General features: G+C 49.2%; 29 protein-coding genes and 2 pseudogenes. 2 read left to right on the plus strand and 29 right to left on the minus strand.

Annotation, left to right across the window (positions count from 1 at the left end; genetic code table 11):
- Positions 1–21: 21 nt before the first annotated feature.
- The 23 genes and pseudogenes from DW650_RS05120 to DW650_RS05230 all read right to left on the minus strand — a co-directional run bounded on the left by DW650_RS05120 (position 22) and on the right by DW650_RS05230 (position 19,765).
- Positions 22–981 carry a DNA-methyltransferase gene (locus DW650_RS05120; protein WP_002569173.1) on the minus strand — a complete coding sequence of 320 codons (960 nt, stop codon included), beginning with the start codon at positions 979–981 and terminating at the stop codon, positions 22–24.
- Positions 978–3,416, minus strand: coding sequence for a VirB4-like conjugal transfer ATPase, CD1110 family (locus tag DW650_RS05125; RefSeq protein ID WP_002569172.1), 2,439 nt, complete (start codon positions 3,414–3,416; stop codon positions 978–980). Before DW650_RS05125 ends, DW650_RS05120 begins: the two co-directional genes overlap by 4 nt.
- The gene (locus tag DW650_RS05130) at positions 3,367–3,768 is read right to left on the minus strand and encodes a PrgI family protein (RefSeq protein ID WP_002569171.1); all 402 of its coding nucleotides are present in this window, start codon (positions 3,766–3,768) and stop codon (positions 3,367–3,369) included. Before DW650_RS05130 ends, DW650_RS05125 begins: the two co-directional genes overlap by 50 nt.
- A gap of 177 nt (positions 3,769–3,945) precedes the next feature.
- Positions 3,946–4,815 carry a VirB6/TrbL-like conjugal transfer protein, CD1112 family gene (locus DW650_RS05135; RefSeq protein ID WP_002595174.1) on the minus strand — a complete coding sequence of 290 codons (870 nt, stop codon included), beginning with the start codon at positions 4,813–4,815 and terminating at the stop codon, positions 3,946–3,948.
- Between the two features lie 19 nt (positions 4,816–4,834).
- Positions 4,835–4,930, minus strand: a pseudogene (locus DW650_RS20440) (Maff2 family mobile element protein); the annotation flags it as partial.
- An 87-nt stretch (positions 4,931–5,017) separates the two neighbouring features.
- A complete protein-coding gene (locus tag DW650_RS05145) occupies positions 5,018–6,628 on the minus strand; it encodes a recombinase family protein (protein WP_098924870.1) in 1,611 nt (536 codons plus the stop codon).
- 111 nt (positions 6,629–6,739) lie between these two features.
- Complete coding sequence (locus tag DW650_RS05150; protein WP_002569233.1) at positions 6,740–6,928, minus strand: transposon-encoded TnpW family protein; 189 nt, start codon at positions 6,926–6,928, stop codon at positions 6,740–6,742.
- The gene (locus DW650_RS05155) at positions 6,925–7,782 is read right to left on the minus strand and encodes an ATP-binding protein (protein ID WP_098924872.1); all 858 of its coding nucleotides are present in this window, start codon (positions 7,780–7,782) and stop codon (positions 6,925–6,927) included. Before DW650_RS05155 ends, DW650_RS05150 begins: the two co-directional genes overlap by 4 nt.
- Positions 7,779–8,522 carry a phage replisome organizer N-terminal domain-containing protein gene (locus DW650_RS05160; RefSeq protein ID WP_109215853.1) on the minus strand — a complete coding sequence of 248 codons (744 nt, stop codon included), beginning with the start codon at positions 8,520–8,522 and terminating at the stop codon, positions 7,779–7,781. Before DW650_RS05160 ends, DW650_RS05155 begins: the two co-directional genes overlap by 4 nt.
- Positions 8,512–8,724, minus strand: coding sequence for a hypothetical protein (locus DW650_RS05165; protein WP_005927784.1), 213 nt, complete (start codon positions 8,722–8,724; stop codon positions 8,512–8,514). The genes DW650_RS05160 and DW650_RS05165 overlap by 11 nt, the downstream gene beginning before the upstream one ends.
- Positions 8,725–8,908: 184 nt before the next feature.
- On the minus strand, positions 8,909–10,531 hold the full coding sequence (locus tag DW650_RS05175) for a relaxase/mobilization nuclease domain-containing protein (RefSeq protein ID WP_109215852.1): 1,623 nt from the start codon (positions 10,529–10,531) through the stop codon (positions 8,909–8,911).
- Positions 10,503–10,898 (minus strand): plasmid mobilization protein, encoded by a 396-nt coding sequence (locus DW650_RS05180; protein WP_109215851.1) that lies wholly within the window; start codon positions 10,896–10,898, stop codon positions 10,503–10,505. The genes DW650_RS05175 and DW650_RS05180 overlap by 29 nt, the downstream gene beginning before the upstream one ends.
- Before the next feature lie 420 nt (positions 10,899–11,318).
- Positions 11,319–11,738: a winged helix-turn-helix domain-containing protein gene (locus tag DW650_RS05185; protein WP_173900609.1), complete on the minus strand. Its 420-nt coding sequence runs from the start codon at positions 11,736–11,738 to the stop codon at positions 11,319–11,321.
- 206 nt (positions 11,739–11,944) lie between these two features.
- Positions 11,945–14,107 (minus strand): HelD family protein, encoded by a 2,163-nt coding sequence (locus tag DW650_RS05190; protein ID WP_109215850.1) that lies wholly within the window; start codon positions 14,105–14,107, stop codon positions 11,945–11,947.
- A 694-nt stretch (positions 14,108–14,801) separates the two neighbouring features.
- A complete protein-coding gene (locus tag DW650_RS05195) occupies positions 14,802–15,176 on the minus strand; it encodes a hypothetical protein (protein WP_071144610.1) in 375 nt (124 codons plus the stop codon).
- 139 nt (positions 15,177–15,315) lie between these two features.
- Positions 15,316–15,456, minus strand: a complete 141-nt coding sequence (locus DW650_RS05200) for a Maff2 family mobile element protein (protein WP_117534909.1) — start codon at positions 15,454–15,456, stop codon at positions 15,316–15,318.
- Positions 15,457–15,873: 417 nt separating this feature from the next.
- Positions 15,874–16,044, minus strand: coding sequence for a hypothetical protein (locus DW650_RS19705; RefSeq protein ID WP_002569167.1), 171 nt, complete (start codon positions 16,042–16,044; stop codon positions 15,874–15,876).
- Positions 16,031–16,876, minus strand: a pseudogene (locus tag DW650_RS05205) (VirD4-like conjugal transfer protein, CD1115 family); the annotation flags it as partial. The gene DW650_RS19705 and the pseudogene DW650_RS05205, both read right to left, overlap by 14 nt.
- 95 nt (positions 16,877–16,971) lie before the next feature.
- A complete protein-coding gene (locus DW650_RS05210; RefSeq protein ID WP_442326927.1) occupies positions 16,972–17,379 on the minus strand; it encodes a hypothetical protein in 408 nt (135 codons plus the stop codon).
- Positions 17,380–17,414: 35 nt separating this feature from the next.
- Complete coding sequence (locus DW650_RS05215) at positions 17,415–17,588, minus strand: transposon-encoded TnpW family protein (RefSeq protein WP_442327062.1); 174 nt, start codon at positions 17,586–17,588, stop codon at positions 17,415–17,417.
- A gap of 64 nt (positions 17,589–17,652) precedes the next feature.
- Positions 17,653–18,516, minus strand: coding sequence for an ATP-binding protein (locus DW650_RS05220; RefSeq protein WP_118203689.1), 864 nt, complete (start codon positions 18,514–18,516; stop codon positions 17,653–17,655).
- A complete protein-coding gene (locus DW650_RS05225; RefSeq protein ID WP_118209248.1) occupies positions 18,513–19,253 on the minus strand; it encodes a phage replisome organizer N-terminal domain-containing protein in 741 nt (246 codons plus the stop codon). Before DW650_RS05225 ends, DW650_RS05220 begins: the two co-directional genes overlap by 4 nt.
- A gap of 113 nt (positions 19,254–19,366) precedes the next feature.
- The gene (locus DW650_RS05230) at positions 19,367–19,765 is read right to left on the minus strand and encodes a cysteine-rich VLP domain-containing protein (protein ID WP_118209249.1); all 399 of its coding nucleotides are present in this window, start codon (positions 19,763–19,765) and stop codon (positions 19,367–19,369) included.
- 126 nt (positions 19,766–19,891) lie between these two features.
- Between DW650_RS05230 and DW650_RS05235 the strand changes: the two genes are divergently transcribed.
- Entirely contained in the window at positions 19,892–20,170 is a 279-nt protein-coding gene (locus DW650_RS05235) for a type II toxin-antitoxin system RelB/DinJ family antitoxin (RefSeq protein WP_005924829.1), read from the plus strand.
- A complete protein-coding gene (locus tag DW650_RS05240) occupies positions 20,167–20,457 on the plus strand; it encodes a type II toxin-antitoxin system YafQ family toxin (RefSeq protein WP_118012927.1) in 291 nt (96 codons plus the stop codon). Before DW650_RS05235 ends, DW650_RS05240 begins: the two co-directional genes overlap by 4 nt.
- A gap of 77 nt (positions 20,458–20,534) precedes the next feature.
- Here the strand turns inward: DW650_RS05240 and mobQ are convergent, their stop codons facing one another.
- The 6 genes from mobQ to DW650_RS05270 form a co-directional block, all read right to left on the minus strand.
- Entirely contained in the window at positions 20,535–21,980 is a 1,446-nt protein-coding gene (gene mobQ / locus DW650_RS05245) for a MobQ family relaxase (protein WP_117949874.1), read from the minus strand.
- Positions 21,981–22,167: 187 nt separating this feature from the next.
- Positions 22,168–22,458 (minus strand): DUF3847 domain-containing protein, encoded by a 291-nt coding sequence (locus tag DW650_RS05250; RefSeq protein WP_110102431.1) that lies wholly within the window; start codon positions 22,456–22,458, stop codon positions 22,168–22,170.
- A gap of 28 nt (positions 22,459–22,486) precedes the next feature.
- Positions 22,487–22,948 (minus strand): RNA polymerase sigma factor, encoded by a 462-nt coding sequence (locus DW650_RS05255; protein ID WP_117949872.1) that lies wholly within the window; start codon positions 22,946–22,948, stop codon positions 22,487–22,489.
- 10 nt (positions 22,949–22,958) lie between these two features.
- Positions 22,959–23,411 (minus strand): RNA polymerase subunit sigma-24, encoded by a 453-nt coding sequence (locus DW650_RS05260; protein WP_117949870.1) that lies wholly within the window; start codon positions 23,409–23,411, stop codon positions 22,959–22,961.
- A gap of 103 nt (positions 23,412–23,514) precedes the next feature.
- Positions 23,515–23,928 (minus strand): RNA polymerase sigma factor, encoded by a 414-nt coding sequence (locus DW650_RS05265; protein WP_118012932.1) that lies wholly within the window; start codon positions 23,926–23,928, stop codon positions 23,515–23,517.
- 458 nt (positions 23,929–24,386) lie between these two features.
- On the minus strand, positions 24,387–25,301 hold the full coding sequence (locus tag DW650_RS05270) for a sensor histidine kinase (protein ID WP_014081148.1): 915 nt from the start codon (positions 25,299–25,301) through the stop codon (positions 24,387–24,389).
- Positions 25,302–25,315: the final 14 nt, after the last annotated feature.

Raw genomic sequence — 25,315 nt, forward strand, 5'->3', positions numbered from 1 at the left:
TTTCACGCGCCTTATATTGTTTTATGTGTCTGTCCCTCCAATCCGCGCCCTTGCAAGGGCGCAATACTCGGCGTTTATCTCAATGCCTATATAATGCCTGTCAAGCTGCTTTGCGGCTGCCCCCGTCGTGCCGCTGCCGAAAAAGGGGTCAAGCACAACGCCGCCTTTCGGACAGCCCGCCTTGATACAGGTTTCGGCAAGTTTTGGCGGGAACGCGGCGAAATGCCCGCCCTTGTAGGGAACGGTATTGATAAGCCACACGTCCCGCCTGTTCCGCATGGTCGGCATGAGGGCTTCGTCGTAGTAGCTGCCGCTTCGCGCCCGGTTAAGCCCCTGTACGTTCCCCTGTCCGGGTACTTCGTCCGCATATTTCTGTCCCGCGCTGCGCCCGGTGCGGTACCGCGCCGCCGTTGTGGGGGCTAACGGCTCGGCTATGGCGGCTGCGTCATAAAAATACTTCTTTGACTTCGTAAGCAGAAAGATATGTTCATAGCAGCGGGTAGGGCGGTCTTTCACGCTCTCCGGCATGGGGTTTTCTTTCTGCCAGATAATGTCGCTCCGTAAATACCACCCGTCAGCGCGTAGGGCAAAGGCTAAAAGCCAAGGGATACCGATTAAGTCCTTTTGTTTGCAGCCGGAAACGCGGTTGTTTCTTGCAATCTGCTGTCCGTTTCTGCCTTTCGGGTTCTTCGGGTCTGCATGGTAGCCTTTATTTCCTGTGCCGCAGTAGGTGTCCGCGATATTCAGCCAGAGCGTACCGTCAGAACGCAGTACCCGGCGCAGCTCGCGGAAAACCTCGGTCAGCCTGTCAATGTACTGCTCCGGCGTGTCCTCCCGCCCAATCTGCATATCAAGCCCGTAATCCCTAAGCGCATAGTAGGGCGGGCTTGTGACGCAACAGTGTACGCTTTCCTCTGGAAGCTCCCGCAAGGCATAGAGCGCGTCCCGGTTGATGATTGTGTCAGTTTTCAGCCCGTTCATGCTTCGCCCACTTCCTCCGGCTTCGTCGTCATTACCCGGTAAAGCTCGGTGTCTTTCGGGAAGCGGTCTACAAAGGGCAGCACCACGTTCCCGTAGAAGATAAGCCCCTCGCCCGCTTCGGTGTGGGTGACATACTTCATCTGCTGCGGGGAGATGTTGAGCTGCTTTGCAAGGATAGCCCGGTCGCCCGCCGCCTGATTGAGCATGAGGACAAAATCAGAGTTTTCAAAGATATTCTCCACTTCGCGGGAAGCAAGCAAATCTTTGACGTTCTGCGTGATTGCTGTGGGTATGCCGCCCCATTTTCTGAAACGCTTCCAGATTTCAACGGAATAGGCGGCGGTCTGTTCCTCTTTCAAGAGAAGATGAAATTCGTCCATAAAATACCGGGTGGATTTCCTTTCTGCCCGGTTGACGGTGACGCGGTTCCATACCTGGTCCTGCACAATGAGCATACCTAATTTTTTGAGCTGCTTCCCAAGCTGCTTGATGTCAAAGCAGACAAGGCGGTTTGAAAGCTCTACATTCGTCCTGTGGTTAAAGACGTTAAGGCTCCCGGAAACATAAAGCTCCAACGCCGCCGCGATACGCGCCGCTTCCGGCTCCGGCTGCTTCAAAAGCTCGTTGTAGAGGTCGCCCAAGATAGGCATTTTCTCCGGGTCGGGGTCTGCAAGGAAAGGGCGGTACACGTTCCTAACAGCGCGGTCAATGACGGTCTTATCGACGGGCTGCAAGCCCTCCTTGCCGCCTATGACAAGCTCGCAGAGGGAGAGGATAAAGTCGGATTTCAGCGCAAGGGGGCTGTCGTCCTCGCTGTAATTGAGGTTAATATCCATAGGGTTCACATACTGGGGCTTCCCGTCAATGCCCTTGCCCGTAGGCGATAACCGTATCACTTGCCCGTCAAGCCGCTGCACAAGGGAAAAATACTCTGCTTCCGGGTCGCAGATAATTATGTCGTCGTCGGTAATGAGGAAAGCGTTTGTCATTTCCCGTTTGGCGGCAAAGGATTTCCCGCTTCCCGGCGTACCCAAGATTAAGCCGTTGGGGTTCTTTAGCTGCTTGCGGTCGCAGAGTATCATGTTGTTACTAAGGGCGTTTAAGCCATAGTACAAAGCCGCGCCCGTCTGAAAAAGCTCCTGCGTGATAAAGGGGATAAAGATAGCGGTGCTTGACGTGGTAAGCCCTCTTTGAATGGGGATAAGGTTCTCCCCAAGCGGTACAGAGGACATAAGCCCCGCTTCCTGTTGGTAGTCAAGGCGGGTTAAGGCGCAGTTGTTCTTCTGTGCAATGCCCGCCGCCGCGAATACGTCATTTTCCAGTTTCCTTTTTGTGTCTGCCATGTTCACCACAAGGAACGTCAAGAGGAACATTCTTTCATTCCGGCTCTGCAAGTCCTGTAAGAGGTTCTTCGCTTCGCTGCCGAAAGTGGCAAGGTCGGACGGGATTATATCCATGTCGTAGCCGCTGCGTACCGCTTTTTTCTGTTCTTCGATTTTCATTTTGTCAAGGTCGGTGATTTTCCGCTTGATTGTCTTTATGGCTTCGGTCTGGTCGATACTGTGGATATGCAGATTGACGATAACGCCCGTTTCCAAGTCCAGAATGTCAGATAAGATACGGTCGTTTAATTCCGGCGCAAGGATTTCAAGGAATGAAACCGCGCCGATTTTGCGCCCCATGCGGAAATACCGCCCCTCGCCAAAACGGAAAGAGGACGGGGCGATAAAGTCCTTTGTGGAAAGCCCGGACGGGGCAAGCCATGAAAAATCAAAGGCAAACTGCCCGCCCTCCGGGTGGAAAATGCCATGCAGCATTTTAAGGCGTTCATAGCCTGTCATGGGGCGGGCAGACACGCCCAAGAGCTTAAAGTTGTTGAGTACGTCCGTTTCGATACGGGCAAGGCGGGATTTCGCCGCGCCCAGACTGTCGGCTTCAATGGCAAAGGTGATATATTTTGCTTTGACAAGCCCGTTGTTGCCCTTTGCAAGCTGGTTTTTCAGCATATCCCGGTATTCTGTGCGGATAGAATTGAAAGCGTCCTCCTGTGCCGGGATATTGACCGCCTTTTCCGCTTCGCCGCGCTGCGTCCCCTGATTGATGAAAGAGAGCTGCACCGAAACGGAAGCGTCAAAGTAGTTGAGGAAGTCGCACCAGTTCTCAAAAATGGCGGTCTTGTCGTCTGCCTGTGCAAGCTGATAGTTAATATCTTCAAAGGCGACGGTCTTTGAGTATTTCCGTCCCGTAACCTTGCAGATACCGTCCGGGTACATCTGGATATAAGGGATTGTCTGCTGCGCGGTGTGCGCTTTCCCGTCGCCCTTTGCCTGTCTGATGATTTCCGCAATCTGCTTTTTCTCGGCGCGGGTGAGCTTGCGGGGCGGGTTAGGCTTTGCGCTTCCCGCCGCGCTGTTTCTTCGTGTTTCCTTTTGCAATCGCTGATACCTCCTTTTCAAGTTTTCTCTGCCGTTCTAAGACGGAATAAAAGTTGTCTGTCCTGTATGGTCGTTCTTTGGGGGCTATGAATTTCGTCTGAATGATGTTCTTCACCACCACTTCAAGGGGCTGTCCATGCTTCTCATACATGGCAAAGAGGAAACAGGGCAGCATGACGGCAATCATAGCCATAGACGCAAGGCTTGTGCCTGTGCTGTCTTTGAGCAGAAAGAAAAGCGGCAAGCCGAACAGGAGAGCCGCCGCAAAACATACAATCTGCCGTTTGGTAAGGTTGAACGCTACTTTTGTCTTGACTTTGGATAAGTCTTTGGGTACGGGTACATACGCCAAGTGAAAACCTCCTTTCTCTGGGTTTGGTGTTGCTGTAACTTCCCATAAGGGTAATCAAGGCAAAGGTCAATCTATGCCCTTTGCCCGCCCGTATTATATGGGGGTTATCCGCGTCAAGGTCGGGTCGTATTTTCGCCGCTTCGCTCTGAAAATCTCCACCCTGCCCTTGACACGCCGCTAATGCGCGGAGAATATCGACTTCGCCAGTGCGCCGGATTTGAACAGGGAGAAACAGAGGATAACGGTATAGGCTGCAAGGGAGAATATCGCGCTGTGCAGATTGTCCGCTATTATCATGTTGTTTACCAGAACCGCGTAAATGCCGACGCATATCATAATGAGGAAGCCTTGAAAACCGATAGCGAACAGGGATTTGAGGTAGTTGTTTCCTATCTGCCCCCATTCCCGGTTCGTCATTGTTGCAAACGGGATAGGCGATACCGAACAGTAAAGGTAAATCTCTATCATGCGCCCGTAGAGGATAACGGTTATCAGTACGGACATGATTTTCATGCACAAGCTCACAAGGCTTGTTTCCATGACAAGTAAGAGCAGTTCGGGGATTTCCATAGCGTCAAGCCCGTCCTGCATGGAAGCAAGGGCGGCGGCAACATCAATCTCTGTGCTGCCGCCGATTACCCCCGCCGCGCCGGAAACAACGTGCTGCGCCATATCGAACACCGCCATAGTGATGTCAAAGGTGTGCGTCACAAGGTAGACTGCCACAAACGCCTTGAACACCCACTTGAAGAACATGGAAGTGTCAACGTCGTGCATATTGTTCTTTTCCGTTACCATGCTGATAAGCTCATAGCATAGGACGTAGGTAATGACAAGCCCCGCAATGGGTACGATTACATTCTCACTAAGGGTCTGTATCATGGAGAATATATTTGCGTTCCACCCTTGCGGGGTCTGCCCTACCTCTGCGGCGATAGTGCCGACTTTCTCGTTTACGTCCCCGAACATAGTTGACAGATTACCGTTTATGGCTCCTATGAGGATTTCCTTTATCCATTCGTTAATCGCGTCAAGTATGCTCTGCATAAGCCTTTACCCGCGCTTCTTAACCGAACAAGCCGGAAAGCAGCGGTACAAGGGTCATGCCGATAAGGGCAACGCCGCCGCCCGCCATAAGCTGCTTCATGCCCTGGCTCTTTGCTCAAGTGAGATAAAGAAGTAAAAGAAGTGTAAAAAATTTTGCCGTTCCTATCCGGCACTTGCGCATTGTGTCGGATAGGTCGGGCGGTTATTCGGGCAAGTCCACCTTGCCAACAAAAGAATAATAAATCTCAATGTCCTGTCTGCGGGTCTTGTTCTCGTCATAGCTGCACTCATGCACAACGATTTTCTCTACAAACTCCCGCAGCAGAGTAGGGGTAAGTTCTTCAAAGCTGGTATGCCGCCGGACAACATTCATAAACTTTTCTGCGTTCACGGTGGCTTCCTGTGCTTTGGAAAGCTCCGCTTGGATAGCGGCGGCTCTTTCTTTCAGCTCCCGTTGTTCTGCTTCATAGTCTGCCGACAGCTCTGTGAAACGCTCGTCTGATATGCGCCCGGTCACGCTGTCCTCATACAGCCGCTTGAAGATAGCGGATAACTCGGCTATGCGTTTCTCGGCGGCTTCCAGTTCCTTTTTCTTGGCGGCGTTCCTGCGCTTGCCCCCGTCCTCGTTCTGCTCAATCAAGAGCTTCATAAACCGGGCTTCATGCTTTGCCGCATAGCTTGTCACTTTCCGCAGATTGGAGAGTACACCAGCGGTCAAGAGGTCGGTGCGGATAAAGTGCGCCGTACAGTCATGGGTGCGCTTCTTGTAGTTGCCGCAGATATAACAGTCCTGCTTGCGCTTGTCCGTCTGGTATCGCTGCTGATACATCACGCTGCCGCAGTCCGCACAGAACAGTATGCCGGAGAACAAACCCACTTCATCATAGCGGTTGGGGCGTTTGCGCTGTTTGCGAAGCTCCTGCACCCGTTCCCATGTTTGGGTGTCTATGATAGGCTCGTGGTGGTTCTCGAAAATCACTTGCTTTTCCAGGGGATTTTCTACACTGTGCTTGACTTTGTAAGAAAGTTTTTCTGTCTTGAAATTTACCAGACAGCCTGTGTATTCCCGGTTTTCAAGGATATGCACTACGGTATTAGTCGCCCACTTGCACTCATAGCCGGGGTGGTAGCGGCGGGTGCTGCCCGTCCTGCGGTATTCCAGCGTCCCCGGCGTGGGGATTTGCTGCTCTGTGAGCATACGGGCTATCTTAGTCGGACCATTCCCAGCAAGGCAGAGGTTGTATATCTGCTTGACTACGGGTGCAGCTTCCTCGTCAATAATAAAATTTTCGTCCTCGTCCATGAGGTAGCCATACACAGGCTTGCTTGTGATGGGCTTGCCACTCATACCTTTTGAGCGTTTTACTGCTTTGATTTTCTTGCTCGTATCTCTCACCAGCCATTCGTTAAATATATTCCGCAACGGGGCAAAGTCATTGTCGCCCTGTGCGCTGTCCACTCCGTCATTGATAGCGATGAAGCGGACACCTTTCTGTGGGAAAATCATTTCTGTGTACATTCCCACTTGCAGGTAGTTTCGCCCTAACCTCGACATATCCTTTACGATAACTGTCCCGACTTTTCCGGCTTCAATGTCCGCAAGCATGGCTTGAAAACCGGGTCTTTGAAAGTTCGCACCAGAATAACCGTCGTCCGTGTACCAGCGCAGATTGGAAAAGCCGTTCTGCTTTGCATAGGTTTCAAGGATACGCTTCTGATTGGAAATGGAATTGCTCTCGCCTTGCAGCTCGTCCTCATGGGAAAGTCTTGGGTAAAGGGCGGTAATTGGTTGTTGGTTGGTCTGTCTTAACATAAAATCCTCCGTTTCCGACAGCCAGCCCCACTATTCCGTACCTTGATTGTACCACATGGGGCGGCTGTCTGTATAGCGGCAAAAGCGTCAAATCTGCTTCTTTATGGTCGGTCAAATCGCCGTTTTTTGTGTAGCAGCTTCCGCTTCCAGCACTTTCATCATCTTGTCGGCTGCGGTGTCGGTTGCGCCCTGCTTGAAGAAGCCGGAAACGGTAAGGACGGAGTTGCCCATGCGGATTTCCGTTACACAGTCCGGGCGGCGGTCTGTTTTGGTGGTGCTTGTCTGTTTCGTTTCTGTCATAGGCTCTCCTTTCGCTGCTTCATCAGCTGCTTTAAGCGTTCCAGCTTTTCCTGTGCGGTTTCCTTTCGGAAGTTGCTGCCCGTGAAGCGGACAGGGGCGCACATGGAAGTCAGCCTGTCATAGATACGGGCGTGGGGTGTGTCCTGCGGGTGCTGCAATTCCTCCAGCGTGAGGTTGGTCGTGGCGATCAGCGGCTTGCCGCTTCGGTAACGGCTGTCAATCACGCTGTAAACCTGTTCCAGCCCGTATTCTGTCCCTCGCTCCATACCGAAATCATCAAGTATCAGCAGGGGGTAGCTGCAAAGGCGGGAAATATATTCGTTCCTGCCCTCAAAGCTGGCAGCAAGGTCATTGAGTATCGTTGCAAAGTTTGTCATGCGAACGGCAACCTCTTTTTCCATAAGGGCGTTGGCGATACAGGCGGCAAGGTAGCTTTTTCCTGTCCCCACGCCTCCCCAAAACAGGTAGCCGATATTTTCAGCCTGCATGGTTTCCCAGCTCTCCACATAAAAGCGGGCGGTTTCGGTCTGTGGGTTTCTGCCGTTGTCATGCTCAAATGTCCAGTTCCGCATAGCGGGGTCGGCAAAGCCCCGGCGTTTCAAGTCCTCCACTGTTTCAAGGTGCTTCTGTCGGCTTTCGGCGGCTTGCTGCTTTTCACGGGCTGCCCGCTGGCAGTCGCAGTCTGTTGGGTGTCGGTCATGCCCTAACCATTGGGCGGTTTCTTTTGAAAAGTAGGCTTCTTTGGGCGTATGGCACTTGCCGCAGTATAAAAGCCCGTCCTCGCCTGTGTAGTCCTCCGCTTCGGCGGTAGTGGTTGTAATATCCGTAATCATAGCTTCAATCTCGTTTTTCATAAGCTCTCGCCCTCCTTACATGAATAATCGGGTATGCCCTGTTTCGGGGCAGCCTTGCCTTTGGCAGCGTCCTCCTGCGCCCACTTGTAAATGGTGGCTGCATGGCTCTGGTACTGCTTCCCGGTGGAAGCGATATGGCAGGAAAGCCGGTCAATATAATACTCCCACTTGTCGGGCAGCTCTGTTTTCAGCCCGGAAAGCTCTGTATCGGTCAGTATCACATTGTTGTATCTGCCATAAGCGGCGGGGGCGGGGTGTCCCGTTTCTCCCTCTCTCTCTTTTTCTATCTCTTTCTCTAACTCTATCTCTATCTCTGGTGGACGAATGTCGGACAAATGTCCGCCTTTTGTCCGGGGCGGTAAAAGTGCCTTGTTTTCCAGCCTTGCAGCCCGTTTTCTCTCGGCTTCGGTAGAGGACTGTCCTATCATCAGCTCAATATCGGTCATATAAAAAGCCCCGCTGTCAAGCTGCTCCACAAGCCCCAACTGCCGGAAAATCTCTAAAGCCCTTTCAACCGTCCCTATCTGGTGGCGGGTCAGTGTCGCTATCATCTGCGCTGTGTAGGGGATATGCTCGTCAAGCTGCAACTTCCCGCCGTTTTTCAGAGATTTTAAGTACAGCTTCAAGAGGATATTGGAATATAAAATCCCGTCTTTCATATCTTCCAGCAGCACAATGGAGTCGCTGTCAAAAAAATTCTCTTTCAGCTTGAGGTAGTAATACTTGCGGTTATCTGCCATTGTCCCTGTCCTCCTTTTTCCGGCGTTTGGAGTAGTAGCGGGGGCAAAGTATGATAACCGCCCGGAAGCTCTGCTTACAGCTATGGGTACAGCCCCGGCAGAGGTCGTTGTATGTGATACGGTCGCAGGTGGTATTCCCGACTTTTACTTGCCGCAGGAAAAAAGACCATTCCAGCCGCCGTTTCTTGCTCATTCTTGGCATGGGTGCGCTCCTTTCTGCCGTTTCCGCTGGTGTGGCGGTATCGACGGTAATTCTGTATCATCTCGGTATCATTTTCGGGGTTTTTCTGCCCTGTAAGCCCGTTAAAAAATCCTTTGGTATTGCGGGTAGAGTACGGGGCAGCCCCCTTGTTCTGTATGGGTTCGGGTACATTTTGGGGTGGTTTTTATCGTTCCTGTTCCTGCCTTTTCACAGGCTTGCGCTCCCGGCGTAAAATCTGGTCGATATTGCCCTTGACAGTCTGTAAGCGGCGGTATTCCTCCCGTTTTGCCCGGTAATCGTTGTAGCCGCTGTTTTTCTCTTTGATAAGGGCTTCAATCTCTGCTTGCAGGGCTTTATAGCTCGGCAGCTTGGAAATGCCGTTCTCCTTGAAATAACGGGCGGCTGCGTCTGCTATGATAAAGTCGCTTTCGTGCTTCTGTCGGTAGGCTGCTTTTGCTTTGGCGTTTTTCTGCTGTTTCAGCCCGTCCCGGACAGGGCGGGTCTTGGAATAGGCAAGCACCTGCCGTTGCAGCTCCTTTTTCCCGTTCAGCGTCTTTTCCACCTGCTTCAGCTCTGTAAGGCTTTCCTGCATGGCGGCATAAGCGGCAGAACAGGCTTCGTCCAGTTCCTCCGGGGAAGAAAAGCCGTACTGTTGATAGGCGGTAACAGTAGCTGCCATTTGCTTTAGGTTGTGCTTTGCCGCCCAGCGGTCATAGCCCACGCCCTTGCCCTCGGCTCGCTTGGCTTCCCGGTCAACCATGCGCTGCAAGGTGTTGTCTGCCGGGGTGGTTTTTGCGGCTTTTTCCTCCCGCAAGCGTCCCTTTTGGGTGTGGGGGTATTCGGGTATGGCTTTGGTCTGTTCGGCGGCTCTGTGGGCGTTCTGCGTGAGCAGGGCAAGGACAGCAGCCTTGTCAAAATCGTCCCCCAGCTTCCGGGCTGTGATAGGCTTTGTCCTGTCCGGCGTGAGGTAGGAAAGCCGCCCCCGGCTCTCCTTGACAGTTACGCCCTCCCGCAGCAAAAGGGAAGAAAACTCGTCAAAGCTGCCAGCTTGGGAAAGTGCCTGCCGTATCGTCCGGCGCAGCTTCGCCTTGTCCGTTTCAAACTTGGTGGGCTTGGTCGGCTGTCCTGCGGCTTCTCTGACAGCGTTCTCTTTATCAAGGGCAAGCTGCCCTTTCTTTGCCGCCCAGTATTCCCGTTCCGTTATCCGTTCCTTGCTGCCGTTCAAGAGGTCGATTTGGTAAAGCCCCTCCCGGTGGCACATCTCCATGACTTCACTCTTGAAATATTCCATAGCGGCGTTGGTGCAGCGGTGCTTGCAGCCCGCCCGTGTGTCGGCTGGTCTGTCCATGTAGGGCAGAAGCGGGACTTCGTAAATCCGCAGGGAGTTGATGACGATATGCACATGGATATTGCCGCTGTGGTTATGCCCGTCCGGGTGGGTGCATACAAGGGCTTGGTGTCCGGGGAAATGCTCTTTGCAGAACTGCTCGCCCAGCTCCTGCGCCCGGTCTACGGTCAAGCCGTTGTCTGTCCCGTCCCGTGGGTCAAAACTGATGATATAGTGGTGGCTTTTCACATCTTCCCGTTTTTGGTTTTTCTCATAGCGGAGATTGGCTCGCATACAGGCAACGGCGAAATCCTCGCCCCCGCAGTTGAGGGAAGAAATGCGGTAATCCTCCCTCGGTATCAGCCGCCCGTTTTCATCAAGGGTGGGCTTCATGGTAAACTCGTCATGCTCAAATGTGAGGTAGGCTTCCGCTGCGCCATAGTCGGCATTTTTAGAGCTGATATGTTTGAATGTTGCCAACAGCGTCACCCACTTTCTGCAAGACTTCAAACTTTAGGGCAGCAAGGTCGGAAATCGCCGCCCGTACCTCCCCGGCAAGCTGCGGGTAGGGGCTGTGCCACTCATTCAGCGTCCGGGCTATCTGGTTTAAGTTGCCGCCGATCCTGCCGTATTCGGCGGTCAGCTTCCCGACAGCGGCAAGCAGCTCGTCATTGACGGGGGAAACGGTTATGATGGGGCGTATGGCTGCCCCGGTTATGGCTTGCCGGATAAACTCGGCTTGGCTCATGTGGTAAGCAGAAAGCCTTTCCGCAAACTCGGCGTATTCTTCCTCGGTCATGCGTGTCTTGACTACCCGGCTGCGGTGCGGTGTGTTGTATCTTTTCATGGTCGGCAGACCTCCTTTCTGTGCGTGGTGTTCTCTCACTAATAGGAGAAAAACAGGGGGTAAAACGGAACTGTTTTTGAAAAAATCCGAAAAAATATTTTGAGGGATTTTTAAGCGGCGCAAGCCGCATAAGCAGGGTTTGGGGAAGGCACTCCCCAACAAGATTCCCGCAGGGGCAAAATGAGCGAAAAGCGAATTTTGGCACCTCGGTAGAATCTTGCTCTAAGAAAACGGCGAAACTCCCCCTTTACTCCTTACTACGCAGAGAAATGCAAATATGGCAAAGTTTTGAAAAACTTTTTGATAAAACTTTTCGACAAAGCTGGAAAATCAGCGCGGTTTTTGGTGCAAAAAAACAGGAAACCTTTTCTGATTTCCTGTCATGGTATGCCGCTGTAACGGGCGGCGGTTATTCTGTTGTCATTCCCCGGAAGCAAACTTGTAGCCCATACCTAAAACGGTTTTTATGTAAATGGGCTTGCGGCTGTCCGACTCTATTTTTTTCCGCAGGTTGTAAATCACATTTGCAACGCTTGACTGGCAGCTTTCACTTTCCATGTTCCAAACGGCTTCAAATATTTGTGTCCGTGTGAGGACAATGCCGGGGTTGGAAGCAAGATATACAAGGGTACTGTATTCAAGGCGGGTAAGGCTTACTTCCTCCCCGTCTTGAAATACCTGGCGTTGGTTCTGCTTTATTTCCAGTCCCGGAAAAGATAACACGGAAGCGGTTGTGATCTGCATGGGTTCAATCTGTATATAATCAGATATTGCCGATATGATTTTGTCAATCGCTGTTTCCTCTTGTTCGTTAAGTGTCAGCAGTAGTAATTTCCCCATGTTCATTACCTCTTTTATCCGTTGAATTTAAACTATATTTTTCTGTCGTGTTTTTGACAGTAAGCAACAAATATATATGATAGAGAGCGTAATGTCAATTTAATGCCATTAAAAGAGAAAGATGGTCTGTCTAATTATTATCATTTTGTTCATATGCACTTACGCTGCGTTTGGCATTTAGGCAATTCAATATATTGTAAATTTATCTATATCAGCGGGCTAACCTCATTTTCACAAAATAAGCTAAGTTTGTGAAGCGCTCTTGTGCAGGCAACATATAAGAGGTTTTTATCATCTTCATCATGGTAGTTTTGGCTATCTGCATCACAAATTAAGACAGTATCAAATTCTAATCCCTTTGACATATATACTGGTAAGATAAACACGCCTTGTAAATCTGATACGCTCCCATTTTTAATTAATTGAATATCAAGTTTGTGTTTAATTTTATTAAATAGATAGGTTGAATTTTTTTCGGTTTTACAAATTAAGCATATCGACTGAAACCCTTTCTCTTGGCATAATTTTATTTCCTTAACAATTTCATCAATGAAGATTTCGGAATTATCAGCAATATATACTTTTGGGCTATCGCCATTCCGATTAAAACTTTTTATCTGTGAACTTTGTTCAATGAACTTTAAACTAAAATTTAAAATTTCATTCGTACAACGGAAACTTTTATCCAACATAATAAGAGAAGATTTTTTCTTGTTCAATATTTTTTGAATTTGTTCGTAGAAAGAAATATCTTCTTTTTTGGCAAGAGTCTGTTTCATATCTCCTAAAATAGTAAATTTGGCATTAGAAAAAAGAAAATTAAATATTTCATATTGGAGAGGGTAGTAGTCCTGTGCTTCATCAATGACTACCTGCTTAATATTTTTATATTTATTTGTTCCGTATATTTTTAAATACAAATAAGCGATTGCTATTGCGTCATCATAATACAAGCTGTCTGCTTCCAAATTTTCCTTAGTATATTTCCAAATATTTTTTATGTTTTGTGACGGATTGCTATTTTGCAGCAGGCTATAAAAATAGGCTTCATTGCTAAATAATATTTTATATAATTCAACAATGTCAATTTTTATAAATTTCTGTATTTCCTGCTTGATTAGATTTTTTTCTTCTTTATGCCCCCGCCCTTTTCCTGTTCCAAATATTTGTTCTAAAATATAATCTTCTAATTGTTCTAATTTTATGCCTAATGGTGTTTCTGGTCTTCCTAATATCTTGTCTTTTAGAATTTGCCCGCTTACAACGCATTTTCCCTCATAATAAACATCTTCAAATTCTATCCACTGGCGGGGTATATCAATGAGAAATTGGTCTAAAATTTCCCTAAAAAAACTTGACGTTTTAAATTCTATACTATTTCTTGAAATTTCCTTGTATTTTGAATTGACAATCAAGTTTTCTAAAAAATCATTTCTTGACTGAATTTTCCTGCCATTTAATAACTCACTAAGTATATCTTCAAACACGGAAGAAATAACATTATCTTCTCCCAATTCGGGCAATACATTTGAAATATATTGCTCAAATATAGAATTTGGGGAAATAATCATAATGTTATTTGCGGACAGCTTTGTTTGTAAACCTTGATACATAAGATAAGCAGCCCGGTGGAGAGCAATAGAGGTTTTTCCACTTCCCGCTACACCCTGTACCATTAGCAGGTCATTTTCCATATCTCTAATAACCACGTCCTGTTCATGCTGAATTGTTTCAACAATAGCTTTCATTTTAGCAGTAGTGTTTTGTGACAGTAATTGCCTTAAAAATTCATCAACAATCTGAACATCTGAATCAAAAAAATATTCCAGTGTTCCGTTTTTTATTTCATATTGGCGTTTCAAATTGAGTTCGCCTGTTACTCGTCCACATGGAGCGTCATAAAACGCTTCGCCTGTCATAAAACGATAGAAAACACTGGCAATCGGCGATCTCCAATCATAAACATACATCTCTTGATAGCTGTTTTTTCGTAGAGAAGAACGTCCAATGTATATTTTTTCAAATTCGTCCTCATCATCAAATTTAAAATCAATTCGGGCAAAATAGGGCGATTTTATCATCTTTTCTAACAGAAGTATTTTATGTTCTTCTTCTTCATAATCTATAATTTTGTCTGTAACAGGATTGATATATTGGCTTAATTCAACAAGTGCCTCGAAACCGTCTGATGTGTACAGTGATGTAATGCCGTGTTCTGTATTTTCACGCACATCTTTTTTGGCTTCGATAATTTCTGATTTTTTTTTGTCTGCCGCTTCTTTTGCCTGCTTTAATTGTTCCTCGGCTAAAGAGATTGTTTGTGCTAATCTTTTTTCTTCAAACGCTTTTTCTGTCTGATTATTCCCCATAATGATTATGACCTCCTTGAAAAATGAAAGAAAGTTTTACTGAAACATTGCTAGGCTAGTTTAGCATGTGTCAGCTTATATAAACAGTCTTGTATTCATAAAATTTGTATGGTATTATTACAGTGGGAGGAATTATGTTAGATATTTGATTTCTGCAAGCATATCAATTCTAATACGGGTAATTTAAACAATAAACAAATTGGGACAAAGAGTTATACCATTATGTCCCAATTTGTTATTACTCCATATCTTCAGCAGACAGAAACACAAGCCCGGCAAATTCTTCCTCAATCAGTTTCTTCAACTTTTCCGCTGTGCTCTATGCAGGTTCCCTTATCTCCATTCCAACCTATAATCTCTTTCTGTAAAAGCAAATCTTGTTCTGTGAAAAAATGATTTGGATTCCGTAGTAGTCGGCATTGTGCGTAATGTGTATAACTGGCTGTATCATGGAATTGTGGGTAACTCTGTTTGCAGGACGTGGGAAAGCTGCACTTTAGCTTTTCCATGTGCTGTGAATAGAGTTATCCATGATTCCATAGCCAGTTATGCACATTTCCATAATGCTTGTCTTTTGGTCTTTATCAAAATGAGCATATTGGTTATTAAGAAAAGCCCTGCATATTATCATATACAGAGCCATTCTAATCTTTTTACCCTCTACATAGAGCGTTTTCTTTCTGCAAAATTCATTTTACAGAATGATACCCGCTTTTTTTGCAAAATAGCCTTTTCTCCCGGTAAGTTCCGACTGTTTTTCCTTTGGCAGATTATTGAATAAATCCTCATAAAGAATATCGTCTAACTGCATTTCCCTAGCAAGTAAAAACACATTTAGACTAAGCCATTCCTCCCAAAGCCCTTCAAATAAACTATGGCTGTCTGTATAGGTGTCAAGTTCTTCAAAGCCATATGACGGTGTATAGCACTGCAATTTAACAAAACCGTACCTACCAACATCAACCACTAAAATATCTTCATCTTCCATTTCGTACAGTTCCGCAAACGCACCAATTACTTTGTAGCACATTTCCCGTTCTTTCTCTGTGATATATACTGTTTTTTCCATGCTCATTTACCTCTATCCTTTCAAATCGTGGAATACGGTTTTCAGTTTTCTTCTACTTCTAAACCACATATTTGAAATGCCACATACGCCATTTTATACGGAATAGAGGTTGGCTGTCTGCATTTATCGGTGTGTTACTTTATGGCACATGAGCATTCGCGCCCGGATTGTCGTTGCCGTAGCCCTCCATGAGATTGATAACGCCCCAGATACCAAGCCCGGCTCCAAGTGCTACAACAAGGGTCTGCAAAACGTCTACTGCGCTATTGAAAAATGCCATAAATAAATCCTTTCTGCCGCGTCTGCGGCTGTCCGGCAAGCGGACAAAAGGCGGTCAGCGTATGCCGCCGCATAAAAAAACCGCCCTCTGGTAAAGGCGGCTGTCCCCGCGCTGCGTAAGTTCTGCGGCGCGGCGGTATTCAGTTGTAGGGGGGTGCGGCTCCTGCCGCTGTGTGCTGCGCCGGAAAGTAGGGGCGCGTATCATGTAGCCGATATTGATATATGTGATTGCTTCGATTCCTCCTTTCGGTGTCCCGCTGTGCTGCCGGACGGGTATTATTCAGACTTGCGGGAAGTGAATAGCTTGCATAGCAAGGTGTTCGCTTCCCGCAAGTTCACAAAGGGGTAGCTGCCGCAAGGCAGCGTAGGGGAAGTGTAGCTTCCCCTGTCCCCCCCTCCCCGGCGGTCTGCCATGCTGTCACTGTTGAGGGATAAGCCCCCGGCGCGTGACATACTCCGTTGCAAAACGGCGGTGTTCCGCTTCCTTTTCCCGCCAATACTCCCATAATGCAGCGTCGGCGGCTTCCGCAACATTCATTAAAAACCGTTCAAGCTGCTTTTGTTTTTCCTCTGCGCTACGTTTCCTCATGGTCTGCGTCCTCCTGTAAGTCTGCTGCGTCAATCTCGTAATAGTCAAAAACCTCGTCGGGCTTGACAATGGCGGGGCGGCGTTTAAGGTGCTTTTCCATGTCAAAGGCGTTCTTCGGGTCTGCGTCGGATAGGTACTTGTATTTCGGGTGTTTCGTTATGTCGAATTTGTCCGAAAAGAACGGGCGCACCCCGCGTAGCTGCAAGATACATTTCCCTCCGTCCATGACTGCGATTTCATCTTCCGTCATAAGCTGCTTTCCCAATTTCTGATAGTTCAGCCCATGCGAAAGCTCCCGCCCCCTTGTTTCGGAAGTGTTGAAGCTGTCTATCGTTTCCTTGCCTAAAATCTCCGATATTTCTTTGAGCGTGGTTTTTTCCTTGCCGCCCAAGAAAAGCGTGGTGTCGCAGTTGCCGACTATGGTATCGGCGTTGTCCTTGTAGATTGCCTTTAGCTGTGACTGGCTCTGCAAGATGATTGACGCGGAGATTTCCCGGCTCCGTATGGTTGCGATTAGTTTCTCAAATTTGGGGATTTGCCCGATATTCGCAAATTCATCAAGTAAGCACCGTACATGGACGGGAAGCCGCCCGCCGTATTCATCATCTGCTTTGTCGCACAAGAGGTTGAATAGCTGTGTGTAGAGAATACTCACGACAAAGTTAAAGGTGTCGTCGGTGTCGCTGATAATCACGAAAAGGGCGGTCTTTCTGTCACCTATGGTGTCAAGCTCCATTTCGTCGGTTTCCATAAGCTCCCGCAGCTCCTTAATGTCGAATGGGGCTAACCTCGCGCCGCATGAGATAAGTATGCTTTTTGCGGTCTTGCCAGAGACAAATTGTCAAGGACTTTTTCATCAAATTCACAAAAAATCCACAAAAAAGGTGCCAGAAGCACCGTATGGCTCCTGACACCTCGTTTGATAGATTACATTTTTCCGTTCAGCAGGTCTTTGCAGAGATACGCATAGTCTGGCAGCTGGTTGATATATGGCTCCCAGCGCCGCTTGATTTCGGCCAATTCCAGCGGATCGGCTGCTTCCAGCGCGTGATCGTTGCCCGTCATATATAGAACATCCGAAGCTACATCGTCCAAACACCTGCCGCAGAGATCGGCGGCTGATTCGATTCTGATACCGGTATCCACATAGACTGGATTTACGCCAATCGTCAGCCAGACATAGCCCACCTTGTCCGACCAGAGCAGTTCAAAATCAGGGCTTTGCCGCAGATGTTCCGCAAAGACTTCCTTTACTCGCTCAATTTCATGTTTCTCTTTTTCTGTGTAAAGCATTTTCGTGTCCTCCTTGACAAAAATTTTGGTGCGTACCATCATCAGTTTAGCACAAGACGGCTTCGTTTATCAGTCTGTCACATCTGCTGAATTTCATTTTTGAGCATACGCTTGATTTTATCGCTCATGGTTTCTGTGCTGGTATTGCTGAAATGGACATGAACCTTGTAGGTTGTCTTTCCGATTTTCTTTACCATCGCCGGCGTGTTTTCCGGCGCTCTGGACGCAGTAGCGGCGTCTGCCGACTGCATAGTACGGGGTTCTTTGTTCATGGCGCTCCTTTCTCCGAACGGGTCTGTGCCGCTCGGTAAAAAATCAATCGTGCTTACTGTTTACAATGTCTTTTGCTGCCTGTCGGGTAGCACCGGCATTTTCTTCCCGGAAATTCTTCCCGTCAAAGAGAATCGGCGCACACCGTTCCAGAATACGGTCATAGATACGGGCGTGGGCCAGGTCGGGCGGGTTCTTGAGTTCGGCCAGCTTCAGGTTGGTGGTGATTATCATGGGTCTGCGGCTGCGGTAGCGGCTGTCAATGACAAAAAACATCTGCTCCATCGCATACTCGGTACTGCGCTCCACACCCAAATCGTCAATGATAAGCAGGTCGTACTCGTCAAAGCTGGCGATAAAGTCGGCCCTGTCCTCAGAGAACATCCCCGTCAGGCGGTTCAGGATGGTGGGAAAGTTCGTCATCAGCACCGGCACATCCCGGTCAAGCAGGGCGTTGGCGATACAACCGGCGAAAAAGGACTTGCCGGTTCCCACATCCCCAAACAACAGCAGGCCGGTGTTGTTCCTGTATGCCTCCTTCCAGTTCTCCACATAGGCGCGGGCCTTGCCCATCAGGGGATTTTGGCCGTTGTCATTGGAAAATGTGTAGTCGTACAGATAACGGTCTTGCAAGCCCTGTGCCTTTCGGCGTTTGATACGCTCCATGCGGCGCTGCCGTTCTTCAGCAGCCTTGCGCTGCTCCTCAGCCTCCCGCTGGCACTGGCAGATGCAGCGCGGCATAAAGTAGCCGGATTTCCCGAAGCATGGCACAACGGTCTGCCTCTGGCCGCCGCATTTCTTACAGTGAATGAGCCCGTCTGCCGGGTCTATGTACTCGTCCCCGGCCAGTTCCATACCGACGGCTGCCTTGTCGATCAGCGCCCGGATTTCTGCGGTAATCTCAATCATACAGTTTCATCCTCCTTTACGCTGTAATCCCGGTTGCGGGTGGGCGGGGCCGCCTTTTTCGCGTCCTCACTGGCCCAGCGCCGGATGGTCGCTGCATGGCTCTGATAACGCTTGCCGGTAGAAGCCATGTACTCGGACAGCTTTTCGATGTACTGGCCCCATACAGTGGGAAAGCTGGCCTGCAAGTCTGCCAGTTCTTCATCCGTCAGGAAAACATTCTGGTAACGGCCATAGGTGTGGGCGGGGTGTCCCTTCTCTATCTCTCTCTTTATCTCTATCTCTTTCTCTAACTCTATCTCTATCTCTATCTCTGGTGGATGAATGTCGGACAAATGTCCGCCGTTTGTCCGAGGCGCAGAAAGAGCCTTGTTTTGGAGTCTTGCAGCCCGCTTTCGCTCGGCCTCGGTAGAGGACTGGCCGATTAAAAGTTCGATGTTGCTCATGTAGAATGTGCCGCTGTCCAGCACTTCCACAAGACCCAGCTTCAAAAAGATCTGCAAGGCTCTCTCCACAGTGCCGATCTGCTGGCGGGTAATGGTGGCGATCATCTGCGCCGTGTAAGGAATGTCCTCGTCAAGTTGAAGCCGTCCGCCATGTTTCAGCGATTTCAGATACAGCTTGAGCAGAATGTTGGAATACAGCACACCATCCTGCATACTTTCCAGCAGCACGATGGAATCATCGTCAAAATAGTTTTCTTTGAGTTTCAGGTAATAATATTTTCGGTTGTCTGACATAGGGTTCCTCCTTGGGGTTTCTCTTGGGATTCTGTACGCATTTTATGGCCGTTTTAGGGGTCGGAGGATAAATCTATCAGCCTGCCTTTGACACCATCGAAAAAAGCCTTGATTTACAAGGGTTTTTCAGCCCCTAAAGCGTGACATTTCTCCCGTTGTTTCCGCTTGCGCTTTGCGGCGTTGATCCGCTTCATGCGAGTGGAACATTCCGGGCAGTATTTGGCCCTGTTAGAACCGGGGGTAAACAGCGCCCCGCATACGGCGCATTTCTTCGCATTCAGCCGGTGGAACAGCGCCGTTTCCAGTTCCTTATCCTGCGGCAATACCGCCGTCCGAAACCACCTGCACAACAGGGAGTAGGAAATAGACTGGACACAGACACATTCCTCCCCATCGTCCAGGGCGATACAATTTCCGTCGATGTAGTTGCAGCACTCATGCACCAGCCTCCGCGCTCTGCGGTACTGGCGGTAATCCATGACGGGGATAGGTTCAGTCTTGTCGTTCTTCATAAATGATTTCTCTCACAAAGCAGGTAACCTCCTTGAATGAATTTATTATTAAATATTCGTGCAAAGTATTGTTTTCTTCGTGCAAAAGGCATATACTATAATTGCCAGCAGAAAGGGGTTGATCGTATGGCTGGAAATACCACAAACATCAGTATCCGCATGGACGCAGATTTGAAAGCACAGGCGGACGCACTGTTTACTGAACTTGGCATGAACCTGACTACGGCGTTTAACATCTTTGTGCGCCAGTCGCTTCGTGAAGGCGGCATTCCCTTTGAAGTAAGGCTGGAACAGCCGAACAAAGAAACGGTTGCTGCCATGCTGGAAGCGGAAAGGATTGCAAAAGACCCGTCTGTAAAGGGCTATAATGACCTTGACGAGTTGTTTGCTGACCTGAAAAGATGAAAGAAACCAAATATACCGTCAAGTACACGACCAGTTTCAAAAAGGACTACAAACGAGCCATCAAGCGTGGCTTGAAGATCGAGCTGCTGGAGCAGGTCGTAGCGTTGCTGGCAATGGGCGAACCGCTGCCAGATAAAAACCGTGACCATGACCTGTCCGGCGATTGGGCAGGCCATCGGGAATGTCATATTCTCCCGGACTGGCTGCTCATTTACCGTATCGAGGATGATGTGCTGGTGCTGACGCTGGCCCGCACCGGCACACACAGCGACTTGTTCGGCAAATAAACAGTCTGCCGCCGTATGGGGAAACCTGTACGGCGGTTTTTCTGTGTGCAAAAGTATGTCGTGAAACGCGGTAGCCCTTACCGCTCCGGCTCCCGGTCGTGAGACTTGTCCTGTTCCTGTCTGGACAGCTGCTCGGCGGTTTTGCGGAGCCGTTCCACTGCTTTCAAATCCTCCCGCATGGATTTCATGGCAAGCGTGTCCGTCTGCTTTCCAGCGGCCAGCTGGTCAATTTCCCGCTGCCATGCCTTTGGGGTGATTGCCTCGCCGCTGTCTTTCAGTTCTTTCAGATACCGGGTCGCTGCGTCATACAGAATCAGTTCCCGGCTGTGGCGCTGTTCAAACTGTTCCCGTTTTTCCGGCTTTACTTTGGCAAGCTGCTTGTGGATGGACTTGTACTGGTTGTACTGTTCCCACATCTCCCCGCGCTCGGTAAGGGTGGCGATCCGGCGCTCGGCCTTGACGATTTTTCCCCGCAGGTCATAGTAGCGGGTGTTCATATCTGCTATTTTTTCATGGAGCTGCTGCATGGACTGGATGCCGTTTGCCTGCAAAAAGCTGAACAGGGCGGCGCTCTCCTGCAAAGCTCGGATTTTGCCGGTGCGGGTGTCAGGCTGCTTGAGCTGCTGTTGGGCCTCCCACAAGTCAATCATGCTGGGCTGCTGGCCCTCCGGCTTTTCGGCTTCGGCCTTAGACCAGTTGTAAAGGCGGGTAATGCGGGCCTTGATTTCCTTGAGCAGCTTGTTGTCGGCGGCGATCTGCCGGTTTACTTCGCTCTTGTCGGTGCGGATGCCGCGCTTTTCCATTTGGCTGGCGGCTGGCCCCAGATGGACAGAGGGAATCTTATCAATGCCCTGCCGCTTGTAGCTGCGATGGTCAATGCGTTCCGGTCTGCCGGCAGATTCCAGCGCCCGATTGGTGTAGGCCGCCCACGCTGCCCGCCAAATCTCCACATTTCCTTTATCGTTCCAATCGGTTGTATCCTCACGATGATTTTTCCAGCCGCCTTTCCCATCCGGGATACGCTGTCCATTCTCGTCCAGATCGTATGCCTTGCGGCACTTTGCGCCCCACTGCCCATTTTCTTTCAGAGGCCGGAGCGTCAGCATGATATGGACATGAGGGTTGCCGGTTCCCTTGTCATGGATAGCAAAGTCGGCGCACATTCCTTTGTCTACAAAGTTGTCCTTCACATAGGCGCGCACAAGGGCAAGCTGCTGTTCACCGGACAGTTCACGGGGCAGGGCTGCTTCGATCTCGCGGGCAAGCTGGCTGTCCCTGGCTTTCTCGATCTGCTCCACACTGTTCCAAAGGGTGGAGCGGTCTGCAAATTCCGGCGGGGCGTGGGCGGGCAGCATGATCTCCGCATGGACAACGCCGCCCTTGCGGGTGTAATCGTGGGTAAGGCCGTCCCATTCATTCGTCAGCTTTGTTCCGCTGCGGTAGGCGGCTGCGGCAACAGCGGAACGGCCTGCGCTGCGCTTGATAATGCTGACGGGGATATGACAGAAATCTATGGGTGGCACCTCCTTTCGGTAAGGGGTATTCAGGCTCCGTGGAGCCGGACAGACGCGAAGCGGGTGTCTGGCTGCGCGGGGCGCACAAGGGGTTTGGGGAGTGTAGCGCCCCATCGCGCTCGGAGAGCGCAACAGCCCCCGGCAGGGCGCACGACACCGGCAACGGTGTATAAGTGCGCCCTTGTAAACAAGGGACTTACGGCTTGTCCCCGGATTTCGGCAGTTTTGCGGCCAGTTCTTCCGCCCCCGGAAGATGGGACAGGGCAATCAGGAACGCTTTGACCTCTACGCCGGGAAGGTCGGGGGCCAGAGGGAAAATGCCCTCCAAAACGGCCCCACGCTCAATCAGGCGGCGGGTGCGAACCCTGCGTTCTTCATTCCGCTGCTTGTTCTCCAAAATCTTCTTTCGGTTTTCAAGCTGCCGAATCTCCTTCAGGACTTTCTCCCGTTCTTCTTTTTGGGGGTGGGCTGTAATTTTTTCGTTCATGTCAGGCACCTCTTTTCTTTGAAAATACTCATAGATTGACCGTCCATTTCTGTCGAGCAAAGTACCGGCGCAGCCTCCGCAGTGCGGCATGGATGGATTTTCCCGCCTGTGATGGCGTGATACCCTCCATTGCGGCAATATCTTTCACTTTCATATCCAGAATATAGCGGGCGTGAACACGGCGAGCCTGCATAGGCGGCAGGGAGGAAATGGCTTCATACAATCGCCGTATCAGTTCTTCGTATTCGGCTAATTCTTCTTTTTCTATCAGGTAGTCCTCCGGCGATGGCTGCGCCCAGCCGATGGCGGCATTTTCGATTCCATCGTTACAATCGAGGGAATAAAACGCCTTATACCGGAACATCCTGCGATCTCTGGTGGCCTCGGCTCTCTTGTCCAGAAGAAACGTTTCGACGATCTCATCGGACACCTCCACAAAAATGTCCTCTTTGCAAAATGGATAATATTGTTTGAGATTGATGGTCTGCATAGGCACGCCCTCACTCTGTTTGAAAAAGGTCATCATAGCAGCGGCGCATATTCCGCAGCCCCCGGTGGATGGCAACGCTGACCTTGCTGCTGTGGACGCCCTCTATCCGAGAGATTTCCGGCTGCTTGATACCAGCAATGTAGTAGGCGTGAACACGGCGGGCCTGTGTCGGAGTGGCATGAGCCAGAGCCACCGGCAGAGCTGCAATCAGGTATAGGCGGGTGGTCATTTCTTCTCGTTCCAGCAAAATATCTTCCGGCGATCTGCTGTGTTCCAGTGCGTAATTTTCCAGCCAGCTGTATGCGTCCAGAGAGTAGTAGGCGCGGTGGTAGACTTTCCGACGCTCATAGTTCTCCATCTCCCGCTTGGCCTGATACATCGCTGCCCATACCTCGTCCGTAACATCCACAAACTCGTCATGCCGGTAGTGGGGATACATCCACCGCAGATTGATTGTTTTCATAGGCTTACCTCCTGAAAATCGGAGAGGCGGACAGCTCGTCCGCTGTCCGCCCCTCGCTGAGATAAGGGAAATAATCCCTTTCACTTGGTAGCCAGAAAACAGGTCATTCGTTAAGCCTGTTCTCAAAGAAATTTATAAATTTTTTTCTGACCGCCTCCACACTTTGATAAACAGCCACTTTGGAGCAGCCGCACAGCACACCGATCTCTGCAAGGCTCAGCCCGTCAAGCGCATAGAGCAGGAACCGGCGGCGCTGGGCCTCGGTACAGGTGTCCAGAACAGCCATCAGCTCATGCAGCGTTTCCATGCGGCAAAGGTATTCCTCCGGCGTTTCGCCGTAGACCCCTACACCCTCGGTGGTAATGATGTACTCGTCAAACTCCCGGCCATCCCAATGCCGCCGCTGTTCATGGAACAGATTCTCCGTTTTATGATCGGCCTGGTCAAGAAATTCATAGACTTCCAGCGTGACCTCCACGGCCACAGCTTGTCCGTTATAATTGATGGTAACTTCCATCTGCCTTTCCTCCATTCAGATTTTTTGGGTAAATCTGCATGGGGCGGCGGGGAGCGGCACCGGGGATAAAGTTCGGGCCATGCTGACCCGATGTTCCGGCTCCACAGGGACAAAAAAGCGCCCGGACGGCATAAAGCCATACGAGCGTAATAGAGTATATTTTGCTGTTTAGTTACATGGTATAGTGCATACTTCTGACCGCATTGCTCCGCTGCTGGGAACAGGCTTTTTTTAGCTGGTGCAGGTCATGGGTACTGTGAAAAAAGGCAAGCATAGACACGGCGGCAATCCTCCTATATGCCGCCGTGGATTTACACGGTGTTAGGGTCGTCGTAGACTTGCCGATAGGCAAAAAGAAGCGGCGGCTCTGAAAATCAAAGCCGCCGTAATTTAGAAATGGCGCGTGAAAATACCTCTGCTTTGCGACGGCTTTTTTTCTTTTGCCGTCGTCCGGCAGATTATTTCTTTATGAGTAAGGGCGAAAAATCAATCGTAATCATAAAATTATGGTCATGTATTTCAATTATTGGATTTGTACAATTCATCATAAGTAATAGCTTTTTCACAATGTAAAGTCCTTGTCCAGACGTACCATTACTTCTTGAAACATCTGCTACATAAAAGCGTTCCAACAGTTTTGAATATTCTTCTGTAGGAATAGATGCAACAGGATTTTTAATACAGAGTTGTACAGAATCTGCGATATTAATTAGTTGAATTACAACATTATTTGTAGTGGATGTTACCGCATTGAATATAAGATTTTGTATAATGCGAATACACGCCTTTCTGTCAGCATTAAGATAGATGTCCATATTAGGTATTTCTATTTGGGGTTCAATTCCATTAACGCTGAAAATCGAATAATTGTCTAGCAGGATTTCAGTAAGCAATGAGCATAGCTCAACCTTTTCATAGTAAAATGGATATTGTCCTGCTTCTAAAAGAGAGATTTGATAAAAGTCATCTATGAGACGTTCTAATCTCAATGCTTTTCCGGATAATGCTGAAATATATTCCGCTCTTTTTTCATCAGGCGCACTTGATAGAAGTTGCAAATATCCGCGAATGGAAGTTAGTGGTGTCCGTAAATCATGAGAAAGGCAAGAAATATTCTCTTTTAATTCATTCTCCTTTTTTTGAATTTCGCCCAGATAAATATTATCTTTTGATACAATCTGATTTATGATTTCAACCAAATGCTCTAACCGCCTATCAGATAAAGACACTGTAACTAACTTTTTCGTTTTTCTATTCAGAATAGCATTTAGTTGGACGATTACTTTATATATCTGTATTTTCCAGTTAATTAAAGAAATTGAAAGGATAATGACCAATGCTATCAGAACAAGAAACATAATCGCCCAACCCATATTCTACCTCCCTT

Origin of the sequence: Roseburia sp. AM23-20 (genome assembly GCF_003470905.1) — a bacterium.
In the GTDB taxonomy this organism is placed as follows: Bacteria; Bacillota; Clostridia; order Lachnospirales; family Lachnospiraceae; genus Roseburia; species Roseburia rectibacter.